This is a genomic window from Brachybacterium sp. p3-SID957, from assembly GCF_025144775.1.
GTDB lineage: Bacteria > Actinomycetota > Actinomycetes > Actinomycetales > Dermabacteraceae > Brachybacterium > Brachybacterium epidermidis.
In genome coordinates this window covers 1-11794 of record NZ_JALXKT010000083.1, presented here as the reverse complement: position 1 = coordinate 11794, position 11794 = coordinate 1, and the positions used below count along the sequence as shown (strand labels likewise).

11 protein-coding genes and 2 pseudogenes are annotated in these 11794 nt (G+C 69.7%); 8 read left to right on the top strand and 5 right to left on the bottom strand.

Going from position 1 to position 11794, the window contains the following annotated elements; genetic code table 11:
* Window positions 1-82, bottom strand: a pseudogene (locus tag M3B01_RS13625) (transcriptional regulator); the annotation flags it as partial.
* Between the two features lie 192 nt (window positions 83-274).
* Between M3B01_RS13625 and M3B01_RS13620 the strand changes: the two are divergent.
* The 4 genes and pseudogenes from M3B01_RS13620 to M3B01_RS13605 all read left to right on the top strand — a co-directional run bounded on the left by M3B01_RS13620 (window position 275) and on the right by M3B01_RS13605 (window position 3103).
* Window positions 275-846: pseudogene (locus tag M3B01_RS13620) on the top strand (recombinase family protein).
* Window positions 847-999: 153 nt separating this feature from the next.
* Complete coding sequence (locus tag M3B01_RS13615; protein WP_259792947.1) at window positions 1000-1599, top strand: helix-turn-helix domain-containing protein; 600 nt, start codon at window positions 1000-1002, stop codon at window positions 1597-1599.
* Complete coding sequence (locus tag M3B01_RS13610; RefSeq protein WP_259792945.1) at window positions 1596-2726, top strand: serine hydrolase; 1131 nt, start codon at window positions 1596-1598, stop codon at window positions 2724-2726. Before M3B01_RS13615 ends, M3B01_RS13610 begins: the two co-directional genes overlap by 4 nt.
* Complete coding sequence (locus M3B01_RS13605; protein ID WP_259792942.1) at window positions 2723-3103, top strand: hypothetical protein; 381 nt, start codon at window positions 2723-2725, stop codon at window positions 3101-3103. The genes M3B01_RS13610 and M3B01_RS13605 overlap by 4 nt, the downstream gene beginning before the upstream one ends.
* A gap of 14 nt (window positions 3104-3117) precedes the next feature.
* Here the strand turns inward: M3B01_RS13605 and M3B01_RS13600 are convergent, their stop codons facing one another.
* The 3 genes from M3B01_RS13600 to M3B01_RS13590 form a co-directional block, all read right to left on the bottom strand.
* Window positions 3118-4551 (bottom strand): AAA family ATPase, encoded by a 1434-nt coding sequence (locus M3B01_RS13600; RefSeq protein ID WP_259792939.1) that lies wholly within the window; start codon window positions 4549-4551, stop codon window positions 3118-3120.
* A 128-nt stretch (window positions 4552-4679) separates the two neighbouring features.
* Window positions 4680-5507, bottom strand: coding sequence for an alpha/beta hydrolase family protein (locus M3B01_RS13595; protein ID WP_259792937.1), 828 nt, complete (start codon window positions 5505-5507; stop codon window positions 4680-4682).
* 10 nt (window positions 5508-5517) lie between these two features.
* Window positions 5518-5676 carry a hypothetical protein gene (locus tag M3B01_RS13590; RefSeq protein WP_259792935.1) on the bottom strand — a complete coding sequence of 53 codons (159 nt, stop codon included), beginning with the start codon at window positions 5674-5676 and terminating at the stop codon, window positions 5518-5520.
* A gap of 103 nt (window positions 5677-5779) precedes the next feature.
* On the opposite strand from M3B01_RS13590, the gene M3B01_RS13585 reads away from it, so the two are divergent.
* From M3B01_RS13585 to M3B01_RS13575, 3 genes are all read left to right on the top strand, one after another.
* Window positions 5780-6181: a hypothetical protein gene (locus tag M3B01_RS13585; RefSeq protein WP_259792933.1), complete on the top strand. Its 402-nt coding sequence runs from the start codon at window positions 5780-5782 to the stop codon at window positions 6179-6181.
* 266 nt (window positions 6182-6447) lie between these two features.
* The gene (locus M3B01_RS13580; RefSeq protein WP_259792931.1) at window positions 6448-8277 is read left to right on the top strand and encodes an ABC transporter ATP-binding protein; all 1830 of its coding nucleotides are present in this window, start codon (window positions 6448-6450) and stop codon (window positions 8275-8277) included.
* Window positions 8274-10097 (top strand): ABC transporter ATP-binding protein, encoded by a 1824-nt coding sequence (locus tag M3B01_RS13575; protein WP_259792929.1) that lies wholly within the window; start codon window positions 8274-8276, stop codon window positions 10095-10097. The genes M3B01_RS13580 and M3B01_RS13575 overlap by 4 nt, the downstream gene beginning before the upstream one ends.
* Window positions 10098-10214: 117 nt before the next feature.
* Here M3B01_RS13575 and M3B01_RS13570 read toward each other — a convergent pair whose 3' ends face one another.
* Window positions 10215-10958, bottom strand: a complete 744-nt coding sequence (locus tag M3B01_RS13570) for an EcsC family protein (RefSeq protein WP_259792925.1) — start codon at window positions 10956-10958, stop codon at window positions 10215-10217.
* 334 nt (window positions 10959-11292) lie between these two features.
* Between M3B01_RS13570 and M3B01_RS13565 the strand changes: the two genes are divergently transcribed.
* The gene (locus tag M3B01_RS13565; protein ID WP_193865089.1) at window positions 11293-11760 is read left to right on the top strand and encodes a lamin tail domain-containing protein; all 468 of its coding nucleotides are present in this window, start codon (window positions 11293-11295) and stop codon (window positions 11758-11760) included.
* Window positions 11761-11794 lie beyond the last annotated feature (34 nt).

Sequence of the window (11794 nt, the reverse complement as noted above, 5' to 3'; positions counted from 1 at the left end):
AGATGATCCGGGATCGAGTGGGGTCGGCCAGTGCACGACCCAGGCGGTTCATCACGTCGAGACGCGAAGCAATAGTCAGCATGCACTGAACTATACAGCGTGCACTGAACGCTCTGTCACAGGCGTCAGACCAGACCGCATGCCCGTAAGGGGATCCTCCACCGTACGTTGAGCGAGCCTCCTCCTCGACGACTTCTTGCGAGTGATCGTCATGTACGCAAGGCCCGTACGGTGACATGGGCGGTGAGGGGAGGGTAACTGCGACAATGGGGACATGCATGTCGGCTACGCGCGCGTCTCGACTCTCGAGCAAGACCTCTCCGCCCAACAGGAAGCACTCGAGCGCGTTGGAGTCGAGAAAAAGGACATCTACTTCGACCACGGCCTAACGGGAACGAACCGCGCCCGGCCCGGGCTGCGCGAGGCACTGGCCGCGACCCGGGAGGGCGACACCCTGGTGGTGACCAAGCTCGACCGGCTGGCCCGCTCGCTCCCGGACGCGAGGGACATCGCCGACGAGCTCACCATCAAGGGAGTCGCACTCAGCCTCGGCGGCAGCGTCTACGACCCCACGACGCCGTCGGCCGGCTGCTCTTCAACGTGCTCGGCATGGTGGCCGAATTCGAGGCCGACCTCATCCGCCTACGCACCCGCGAGGGCATGGCCATCGCCAGATCCAAGGGCAAACTCAAAGGCAAGAAGCCCAAGCTCTCGCCCTCTCAGCACAAGCACCTGCTGACGTTGTACACGGCCGGCGAACACACCCAAGCCGAGCTCGCCGAGCTGTTCAACGTCTCCCGCACCACCATCTACCGCGAGCTGCGCCGCACCACGGCCGACACCTGACCGCGCCTGCACCGCCACTGAGTGATCCCAGAAACCCGCCACCAAGCCATCACATCCACACTCTATGCACTGGATGACCGTGGTGTTATGATTTTCCGTAGAACCGTAATCCAGGGTGGGTGCAATGCATGCCGTCGCTCCGGGAGGTGGGACATGAGCAGTGAGCAGACCCCGACCGCGGTCGAGGACCTCGCCTCACGCGTGGCCCGGCTCGAGCAGCAGGTAGCCGCGCTCTCGTCGGCGGCGGGGGCCGACGCCGTGCCCGGCCCGTCTGGACCCGATGGCCCCCAGCCTGCGCCGGCCCCCGGCACTCGTGCGGCCTCGACCGCGCCGGCGTCCCCTGCCGACGAGGACCCGTTTTGGGCCCTGCGCGGCCAGCAGGCCCACGTCCCTGCCCCCGGTGGCGTCACCTACGCGGGAAGCGTCGACGTGGGCATGGGGCACGTCGACTACCAGTGGGGCCGCACCACCGAGCACCTGCTGGAGGCCGACTGGGCCGAGCACGCCGAGGCGGTCACCGCGCTGGGGCATCCGCTGCGCCTGACGATCCTGCGTCGCCTGCTGGATGCCGAGCACACCGTCGCGCAGCTGGTCGACGAACTGGACCTGGCCTCGACCGGTGTGGCCTACCACCACCTCTCCGCGCTCCAGAACGGCGGCTGGGTGGCGTCCCCGCGCCGCGGCACCTGGACCATCCCCGTCTCCCGGATCATCCCCCTGCTGACCATCATCACCGCACTCGAGAAGGGATGAGCATGTCCGATGGACACGATCGTCATGACACCGACGAGCCCGGCCCCGTCCCCCGCCGCACCGTGCTGGTGGCCGGCATCCCCGCAGCCAGCGCGCTGCTGGGCATGACTGCCCTGACCGCACCCCGTCCCGCCGGCCTCGGCGAGCCCCAGGGCGACGAGCAGATCACCTCCGCCCTCGCCGAGCACCTCGGAGGGCATCGCGCTGTTTCGATCGTCCTGCTGGAGCCCGGCTCCGAGCCCCGTTTCGCCGGCTTCGGCGCCGACCCGGAGCGGCGCTTCGAGATCGGCTCGGTCTCCAAGACATTCACCGGTGCCCTGCTGGCCGACGCGGTGGACCGCGGCGAATTGACCTACGAGACCACCGTGGCGGACGTGCTGGGCTCCCAGGCCGACGGCAGCGACATCGCCGACGTGTCCCTCGCCGAGCTCGCGTCCCACACAGCAGGTGTCCCCTCGGTCGCCACCCGCTGGCTGCCCCGAGCGTTCGCATCCAGCTTCCTGCGCCACGACCCGTACAGCGCCCGGGGCGCCGAGCAGGTCATCGCCGACGCCCTCGCGGTCTCCCCCGCCGGCCGCGGTGAGATGTCCTACTCCAACCACGGGGTGGCCCTCGAAGGGCAACTGGTGGCGAAGGCTGCCGGTGTCCCGTACGAGCAGCTGCTGGCCGAGCGCGTGGCCGAACCTTTGGGCCTGACCAGCACGTACGCGCCGATCCTGCCGGAGAACCTCCACCAGGGCGCGCAGCGTGGGCACACCCGGGCAGGTCTCACGGCCGCGCCGTGGACCATGAACGGTGCGGCACCGGCCGGCGGCATCTGGTCCACGGGGGCCGACATGGCGCTCTACGTGCAGGCGGTGATGGACGGAAGCGGACCGGGAGGTGACTTCTCCCGGCATCTGCTGCATGAAGGGCCCGACGGCGGCCGCAGCGTGGCCGTGAACTGGATGCACGACCCCATCGACGAGCGAGATCCCACGATCTGGCACAACGGCATGACCGGCGGCTACGCGTCATTCGTCGGCTGGCACGAGGGGACCGGTCGGGGGATCGTCATGCTGAGCGACACCGCGCGATCTCTCGATGCGATCGCCCTCCAGGTCCTCACCGGGGCGGTGGAGCTGTGAACTCCCTCCGCGAACTGGCCCCGCTCCTGGTCCCGATCGTCCTCGGGATCATGATCCTCGGCGCCGCCTACCGCCTGTGGCGCTACCACCACCATCCGCGACGGATCCTCTCCGAGGGCCTCTCCTGCGCGACCCTGATCGGGATCATGGGCCTGGTGGGCCTGGTGGACTCCTCGCTGTGGTGGGCGGTGTGGCTGCTGGCCCTTGCCCTGCTCAGCGGCATCGCAGTGGCGTCCTGGCGGGCGTCGAGCACCGCCCCTCCCGCAGAGCAGACGAAGAAGCAGGCCCGCCTGCTCAGCCCACCCGGCGTGGCCGGACTGACCGGCGAAGCAATGTTCTACGCACTGCTGCTGGCACTGGCCCTCCTGGGCGGCTGAGCGCCAGGCACGCTCTACCGGTAGTCCTCACCCTCGTCGAAACCGTCCTCGTCCGCGTCATCGTCGAGATCGTCGGCGGCACCGCGCACCGAGGACAGCACGGCCTCGTCATCGCGGCGCATCCCGGCGATGCACTCCAGCAGCCCGGCACCGGACGGGTCCCGGTGATCCCGGGCCGCAGCGAGCACCTCGCGGCGCACCACCTCGCGGATCCATGCACCGCTGGCACCATCGGTGGCTTCCGCGGCGGCCAGCAGGTCCACCGACGGCAGGTCCAGCGGTGCACCGTAGAGGGCGAACAGCTTCTCGCGGGCCTCGACGTCCGGCAGGGGCACCTCGACCTGCAGGTCGATGCGGCCGGGCCGATGGTTCAGGGACGGCAGCAGCGCGGCGGGGTCGTTCGTGCTCAGCACCACCGCGATGTCCGCGTCCGCGCCCAGGCCGTCCAGCTCCTCCAGCAGGGCATGCATTTCGAAGCCGTGGGGACCCTCGCCCAGCAGCAGGTCGGTGTCCTCGACCACCAGCAGTGCCGGCTGCGCGGAGCGGGCCAGTTCCATCGCGGCCCGCATCTGCCCGTTCTCCAGGGTGCGCAGCACGACCGCGGTCACGTCCGGGCGGGACATGAGATGCCTGATCATGAGGGTCTTGCCGGTTCCGGGCGGACCGTACAGCAGCACACCGCGGCGCAGGTGCTGGCCGGCCTCTCGCAGGGTGGAGGCCGCGTCGTGGATGCCGTGCACGTGGTCGGTGACCCGCTCCAGGAGCCCCTCGGGCAGGACGATCTGGTCGGTCGTGACCTCGGGGCGCGGCAGCAGCGTGAGTGCGGAGTGCGTGCCATGGATGTCGTCGAAGTCGAGGTGCAGCTCCACCACCTGGCCGGAGAGCAGCGAGCTCGCGGCCATCGCCTCGCGGACCGCGGCGAGTGTGGCGTCGGCCCCGTCGCCCAGCACCGTGAGGATCCCGCGCTCCTGGTCCTGGGCCGCCGAGAACAGGATCGCCTGCGGGGCACCGTCCCGCATGGCGAGGGCGACAGCGACGATGGGCGTGCGCACGACGGACCCGCCCGGAAAGGTCAGGGTGGTGTAGGTGGGGCCCGTCAGCGGGAAGCTCGGGTACGTGAAATCGGCATGGACCAGGCTGCGCAGGGAGCTCAGACCGCCCCCGTTCTCGTCGCCCAGTCCCCATACGGCGGCGTCATCGCCCTCGAGGTCCAGAAGTGCCGAGACGGCGGCCCACACCTCGTCGGCCCGCACGGCGGCGAAGCGGAACGTTTCCTCCGGTGCCGCGGTCCACGTCTCGCCGAGGTGTGTGGGGACGACGACCGACATCCGCTCGGTCTCCGGTCGACCATCCGCCTGCTGTGCCAGCTCCACTACTTCGTTGAGGGTGTGCAGCAGCTGCGTGAGGTCGGGGCTGAGCGGAGTTGCCTGAGCGTCGTTCCTGGTCATGTGCTCATCGTACGGCAGGCAGCGGCCCGCAGCACCGGATGTGTTCGGGCCGCAGCCGATGGGCGAGGGTCGAGGTGGGGCAGGCGGTCGACGAGGATGGGCGGCGATCTACAGGGCGGGGTGGCGGTTCACCGGGCGCGGGTGGGCAGCCAGTCCAGTACGTCGCGGATGCCCTCGTCCCAGAAATCCCAGGTGTGCGCACCGGGCCGCAGGCGCGAGGTGAGGTCGTGACCGCGTTCCCCGGCGAGCGCGATGAACTTCCGGTTGCCATCCACCAGCGAGTCCTCGGTCCCGCAATCCAGAAACAGCGGCGGTATGTGCCCGGGATGGGCAGCACGCAGCAGCCCCAGCAGGTCGTCCTCGGTGCCGGCGATGTCGCGGCCATCCCAGATGCGCCGGGCCATGCTCCCCGCGTGCTCCGATAGCTCCAGGCCCGCCAGGTCCATCACCCCGGACAGACTCGCGGCAGCAGCGAACTGCCCCGGCCGGTTCAGCGCCAGCTTGAACGCCCCGAAGCCGCCCATCGACAGGCCCGCCACGAAGGTGTCCTCCCTGGCGGTGGAGACACGAAAGGTGCGCGCGATGAGCTGCGGCAGCTCGTCGGCCACCCAGGTCCAGTACTTCTCGCCCACGGCCTCGTCGGTGTAGAAGGAGCGGCGCACCTCCGGCATCACCACGGCGATGCCCTTCTCGCCGGCGTAGCGCTCGATCGAGGTGCGGCGCTCCCAGCTGGTGCAGTCGCCACTGAGGCCGTGCAGCAGGTACAGCACCGGCACCCCGTCCGAGGCACCGCCGTCGCGGTCACGCCCACCGGGCCCTGACGTGGCCCCGGCCCCCGCCCCGGGCGCATCGGTGCCGTTCATGCCGATCTCGGCGGCGGCCTGCGGCATCAGCACCACCGCCGAGGTGCCCATCTGGAGCGACTCGGCGAACAGGTCCATGCGCATGCGGATCATCGTGGGCTCCTCAGGCGAGGTAGGAATCGGAGAAGAGGGTATCGGCCTGGCGCTTGAACACACCGCCCCCAGTGAGCTCATGGAGCATCCGCAGCTGGGCGGTGACCCCACGGTGGCAGCTGGTGGGAGCGCCCCAGGTGGTGCGCCCCCACGGCGCGATCGCATTCATGGAGGGCTTGCCTGGCCTGCGGTACGCATCGCCTTGGGGAGAGGCGACATGGCCAGTATGGCAAGTGAGCACACTCGGCTCCCACGCGACATACGCTCGGACCATGAACATCTCGCGACGCAGCTCCCGCACCCCGTCCCTGCCCCACACCGGCCCGAACGCCGTAACCCTCAAGCCCGCCGAGAAGGTGAGCACCGCGCCCGTGGTCGCGGTGGGCCTGATCGGTGGCTGGCTCACCGCGCGCGAGACCGGGATCCGACCGCTGGGCGGCGTGGTGCTGGCCGCGGCCGGGATCTGGGCCGGCCGCACGTGGCTGGCCCGCCGCGGCCCCGCCACCACCGCGGTACTGGGTGCCACCTACCTGCTCGGCTTCGGCCTGTCCCACCCGCTGGCCAAGAAGATCGGGGCCTGGCCTGCGGTGCTCACTGTGGCCGGGGTGTCCGCCGGGGCGTCGGCGCTGCTGTCCGACGCGGCCTACAGCGAATGGGAGCCGGCCGAGGACTGATCTCTCCCCCCGCCTGCTCCGTCACGGCCCTGACGATCCGCGGGACGCCTGCGGGGCACCGACGACGAATCCGGGCATTCGACCACCGATCCGTCCCGGCGTTGGTCATCGGAGTGCGCACCGAGGCACAGGGAGGCGGGACAGCCCTGTGAGTCGATCCGATCTTTGACTAGGCTGGGTTCTCGTCCCGACGGCCGGTCCCCCGATCGGCCTCGCCCGCCCCGGGACCATCCCCCACTACTTTCCCCCGAGGATCCCTCACCCCCATGTTCGCGACCATGAGCCGCCTCTGGCAGACGGTCCGTCCCATCCGCTTCCGCCTCTACCTGGGCCTGCTCAGCGCCCTGACCGCCTCCATCGTGGCCCTGCTGATCCCGCAGGTGCTCGAGTTCGTGGTCAACCGCCTGGAGACCTCCGCCGTGGCCGCCACCGTGTGGACCGGCGGTGCGATCGTGATGGCCCTGGGCGTCCTCGAGGCCGCTCTGATCTACCTGCGGCGCGTGTTCGCCGTGGCCCCCTCCACCGCGGTCGAGAAGCAGATCCGGGTGCGGTTCTACGCGAAGGTCCAGCACATGCCGGTGTCCTTCCACGACAACTGGGGCTCCGGCCAGCTGCTCTCGCGCATGATGGGCGACATCAACACCATCCGCCGCTGGATCGCCTTCGGCATGATCATGGCCGTGACCAGCGCCGTCACCATCATCGTGGGCATGATCCTGCTGATGCGCTCCTCGGTGCTGCTGGCGCTGGTGTTCATCGTGGCGGCGATCCCGGTCAGCGTCATCGCCTACCGCTTCCACCGCGAGTACTCGGTGCTCTCCCGCCTCTCGCAGGACCAGAACGGCGACCTGGCCACCACCATCGAGCAGTCCGTGCAGGGCATCCGCGTGCTGAAGGCCTTCGGCCGCGGCCCCTCTGCCCTGGAGGGCTTCACCGAGCAGGCCGAGGAGCTGCGCCGCACCGAGGTGCGCAAGGCCACCGCGATCGCCCGCTTCGACATGTTCATGTTCATGCTGCCGGAGCTGGCCCTCGGCGTGGCCCTGTTCCTCGGTCTGCACCTCACCGCCCGCGGTGACATGAACGTGGGCCAGCTGGCCTCCTACTTCGCCACCGCCACCCTGGTGGTGGGCCCCGTGCGGATGCTGGGCATGCTGTTCGGCCAGGCCGTCAACGCCACCACCGCCCTGGACCGCCACTACGAGGTGATGGACGAGGAGAACACCATCGTCTCGCCCGAGCAGCCCCGCCGCGTCGACCCCGCGGATGCCCGGGGCGAGGTGCGCATGGAGGGCGTGCACTTCCGGTACGCGGACGCCCCTGACCACGTCCAGGACGTGCTGGACGGCGTTGATCTCGAGGTGCGTCCCGGCGAGACCATGGCCCTGGTCGGCGTGACCGGCTCCGGCAAGTCCACGCTGCTGCAGCTGGTGCCGCGCCTGTACGACGTGACGGCCGGCTCCATCAGCATCGACGGTGTGGACGTGCGCGACATGGACCTGACCGAACTGCGCACCCTCACCGCCGTGGCCTTCGAGGACGCCACACTGTTCTCCGACTCGGTGCGGGAGAACGTGCTGCTGGGCGCCGACGCCTCTCTCAGCGAGGAGGAGTCCGAGGCGCTGCTGCGGCTCGCCCTGGACACGGCCGACGCGGGCTTCGCCCATGACCTTCCCGAGGGTGTGGACACCCGCATCGGCGAGGAGGGGATGAGCCTGTCCGGCGGGCAGCGCCAGCGCCTGGCCCTGGCCAGGGCGATCGCGGCCCGACCCGCCGTGCTGCTGCTGGACGATCCGCTCTCCGCCCTGGACACCCGCACCGAGGAGACCGTGACCGGCCGCCTGCGGGAGGTGCTGAAGGGCACCACCACCCTGATCGTCGCCCATCGCACCTCCACCGTGGCACTCGCCGACCGGGTGGCGCTGCTGGACGACGGGACGGTGGTGGCCGTCGGCACCCATGCCGAACTGATGGAGAGCTCTCCCCGCTACCGCTGGGTGATCGCCAACCAGGAGGAGGAGGCCCGGCGCGACCGCGACATCGAGACGATCACCGGCGAGCTGGACCTGCGCGGGCTGTGGACGGAGCCCAAGCGATGAGCGCCACCGCCACCGCCCGCCACCCCGATGACCACGGGGACGACCAGGGCGCCCTGACCGACGCCGAGGCCAAGGCCTCCCGGCAGCGCTCCTTCACCCTGCTGATGGAGCTGCTGCGCCCCGTCAAGGCCCAGTTCGTGCTGATGGCGGTAATGGTGGTGGTCGCGCAGGCGGCCGTGGTGGCCGGGCCCGCGATCATCGCCTGGGGCATCGACGAAGGCCTGCCCGCCCTGCTGGAGGGCGACGGCACCAAGGTGCTGCAGGCCACGATCCTCCACATGACCGCCGCCCTCATCGGCGGCGTGCTCACCTTCGGGTACGTGCGGCAGTCCGTCGTGGTGGGGCAGAAGATGCTGCTCACGCTGCGGCGCCGCGTGTTCCGCTTCACCCAGAAGCAGGATCTCGAGTTCCACGAGCACTACACCTCAGGCCGCATCGTCTCCCGCCAGACCTCCGACATGGAGGCCCTGCGAGAGCTGCTGGACTCCGGCGTGAACATCATGGTGGGCTCCTCGCTGTCCATGGTGTTCACGATCGTGCTGATCGTGGGCATGGACTGGGTGACCGGCGTGGTGATGCTGCTGATGCTGGTGCCCGGCGTGTGGCTCACCGTGTGGTTCCAGCGCCGCTCCAGCCGGGAGTACCGCGCGATCCGCACCCACTCCGCGCGGCTGATCGTGCATTTCGTGGAGGCCATGAGCGGCATCCGCGCCGTGAAGGCCTTCCGCAAGCAGGACCGCAACCAGGCCGAGTTCGACCGCCTCGCCCAGGACTACCGCGATGCGTCGATGCGCTCGATCCAGGTGTTCGGCATCTACCAGCCAGCGCTGCGCATCCTGGCCAACGTCACCATTGCAGCGGTGCTGGTGGTCGGCGGTTTCCGGGTGCTCTCCGGTGACCTGCAGGTGGGCGTGCTGGTGGCACTGGTGCTGTACTCGCGGCGCTTCTTCCAGCCGGTCGACGAGATCGCCAACTTCTACAACGCCTTCCAGTCCGCCGTCGCGGCCCTGGAGAAGATCGCGAACCTGCTGGCCGAGCAGCCCCATGTGAAGGAGTCCGCCCAGCCCACGCCGCTGCCGGCCTCCACAGGCCGCATCGACTTCGAGGGCGTCTCCTTCCGGTACTCCGAGGACGGCCCCCTGGTGCTCAAGCCCCTGGACCTGCACATCCCCGCGGGCCAGACCGTCGCCCTGGTGGGACAGACGGGCGCCGGGAAGTCCACGGTCGCCAAGCTGATCTCCCGCTTCTACGATCCCAGCGAGGGCGCGGTGCGGCTGGACGGCGTGGACCTGCGGGACATCTCCATGCACGACCTCACCGACAACATCGTGATGGTCACCCAGGAGGCCTACCTGTTCTCCGGCACCGTGGCCGACAACATCGCGCTGGGCAAGCCTGGGGCGAGCCGCGAGGAGATCCGGGCGGCGGCCGCCGCGATCGGGGCCGACGAGTTCATCGAGAAGCTCCCCTACGGCTACGACACCGACGTGAACAAGCGCGGTGGGCGGGTCTCGGCCGGTCAGCGGCAGCTGATCTCCTTCGCCCGCGCCTTCCTGGCAGACCCGAAGGTGCTGATCCTGGACGAGGCCACCAGCTCGCTGGACATCCCCTCCGAGCGGATGGTGCAGGAGGGCCTCACGAAACTGCTGGGCCACCGCACCTCGCTGATCATCGCCCACCGCCTCACCACCGTGATGATCGCCGACCGGGTGCTGGTGGTGCACGGCGGCGAGGTGGTCGAGGACGGCTCCCCGCAGGAGCTGGTGGCCGCCGGTGGGCGCTTCGCAGCGCTGTACCAGGCGTGGCAGGACTCGATGTAGCGGACCGGCGCTCCATGTGAGAGCCCTGTCCGGCCCCGGAACGCACCGAGCCGTGAATACTGGGGCTTATCCGCGCGGATAGGCCTCATGATCCACGGCTCGGTGGAGCTGACCGACTCAGACCTGCGGGAAGTCCTTCAGCGCGGTATCGGCGATCTTCTTGAGCGCGCGTCGGTCGCCCCAGGCGCCGATCACACCGCCCAGGCCGGGGATAGCCTTGCCGAACAGTCTGGTCGAGCGCAGGCCGAAGCGGCGCACGACCCGCCCGCCGATGGCCCGGGCCACCGCGGTGGACGGCGAGGCCGGCAGGCGCTTGGTGAGCTGACGGGTGGCAGCACCGGCCACCGGCCCCAGGCCCACGCTGGCGAGGATGTCGTCGGACTCCTCTCCCACCAGGGCGGCCAGCACGCGCGTGCGGACCTCCTCGTCCTCCAGGTCATATCCGCGCACAGCGGCGATGGCACCCACCATGCGGGTGGCCTGCACGTAGAACTCGAACACGTTCGCCGGCAGCAGCGCAACCAGGGTGAACACACCACCCAGGCCGGTCGCGAAACCGCCCACGGTCACGCCGCGGCGGTGCGAGCGAATGATCTGGCGCGCGGCCTTCTCGGGGTTCTTGCGGCTTCGCTTGAGGGCGCGGTTTGCCACCGCCTGCGCGGAGGAGAAGTTCAGCTTCCCGTCCAGGCCGATGTCGCGGAAGGACTCGACCATCCGCTGCAGCGCACCACCGGACTCCTGCTCGACCTCCGCCTTCTTCTTGCCGCGGCCCTTGGCGGCCTTGCCCCTGCGAACCTCTTTCATGGCCGAGCGGGTGGTCTTGGTGCCTTCGTCACGACGCATGAAGCCGAAGATGCCCATGTCGCCTCCGTCCTGTCGATGGGACCGCGGGCGCGGCAGTCACGATCGCTGCCTCGCAGCTCTGGCGACCCGCCGCACCCTGCGGCGTACCTGTCGATCATCTCTGGTCGCCTACGCTCGCGCCACCCCGGGATCGTGCATTCGGTCGGATGCGCCCGGTCAGAAGTCCTGCACGCGCGGGCCGACCGGCCTTATGCTGAGATCTCCGGGCTCGACCAGGCCTCTGCCGGTCCCCACCGTGCGGCCTCGGACGACGAAGCGAGCCACCGATGATGGTGGCAGCGCCGAGCGCCCGGTCGCCATCCGTCGTCCCCCGCACCATCCGGAGATTCCCATGCGCGTATCCCTGCGTACCCGTATCACCCCTGCTCTGGCGGCCCTGGCCCTGTTGGCCGTCCCTCTTGCGGGCATGCCCGCGGCGCAGGCTGCCGTAGTCAAGCCCCTGGACATCGTCAAGATCCACTACGACCCGCCCGGCACCGACAAGGCCAACAACGCCGGCTACAACCAGGAGTACATCCAGGTCAAGAACGTCGGAAAGACCACCCTGAACCTCACGGGGTACAAGGTGCGCGACGACGGGCCGCAGGTGTTCACCTTCCCGAAGAACTACAAACTGGCTGCCGGTAAGACGGTCACCATCCGCTCCGGCAAGGGCACCAACTCTGCCACCACCCTGTACTGGGGCAAGGCCAGCTACATCTGGAACAACACCGGCGACACCGCACGTACCTTCAATGCCGCGGGCAAGCTGCTGGAGTCCTGCAAGTACCCCCGCGGTGGTTCCACCAAGACCTGCTGAAGCCTGACCTGCCCACCCGGCGCCACGTCGACCC

Excerpts from the sequence above, each read along its gene's own strand:
- M3B01_RS13595 (WP_259792937.1), bottom strand. The coding sequence starts at position 5,507 with ATGATCCGCATGCGCATGGACCTGTTCGCCGAGTCGCTCCAGATGGGC.
- M3B01_RS13585 (WP_259792933.1), top strand. The coding sequence starts at position 5,780 with ATGAACATCTCGCGACGCAGCTCCCGCACCCCGTCCCTGCCCCACACC.
- M3B01_RS13575 (WP_259792929.1), top strand. The coding sequence starts at position 8,274 with ATGAGCGCCACCGCCACCGCCCGCCACCCCGATGACCACGGGGACGAC.
- M3B01_RS13580 (WP_259792931.1), top strand. The coding sequence starts at position 6,448 with ATGTTCGCGACCATGAGCCGCCTCTGGCAGACGGTCCGTCCCATCCGC.
- M3B01_RS13615 (WP_259792947.1), top strand. The coding sequence starts at position 1,000 with ATGAGCAGTGAGCAGACCCCGACCGCGGTCGAGGACCTCGCCTCACGC.
- M3B01_RS13600 (WP_259792939.1), bottom strand. The coding sequence starts at position 4,551 with ATGACCAGGAACGACGCTCAGGCAACTCCGCTCAGCCCCGACCTCACG.
- M3B01_RS13610 (WP_259792945.1), top strand. The coding sequence starts at position 1,596 with ATGAGCATGTCCGATGGACACGATCGTCATGACACCGACGAGCCCGGC.
- M3B01_RS13565 (WP_193865089.1), top strand. The coding sequence starts at position 11,293 with ATGCGCGTATCCCTGCGTACCCGTATCACCCCTGCTCTGGCGGCCCTG.
- M3B01_RS13570 (WP_259792925.1), bottom strand. The coding sequence starts at position 10,958 with ATGGGCATCTTCGGCTTCATGCGTCGTGACGAAGGCACCAAGACCACC.
- M3B01_RS13590 (WP_259792935.1), bottom strand. The coding sequence starts at position 5,676 with ATGAATGCGATCGCGCCGTGGGGGCGCACCACCTGGGGCGCTCCCACC.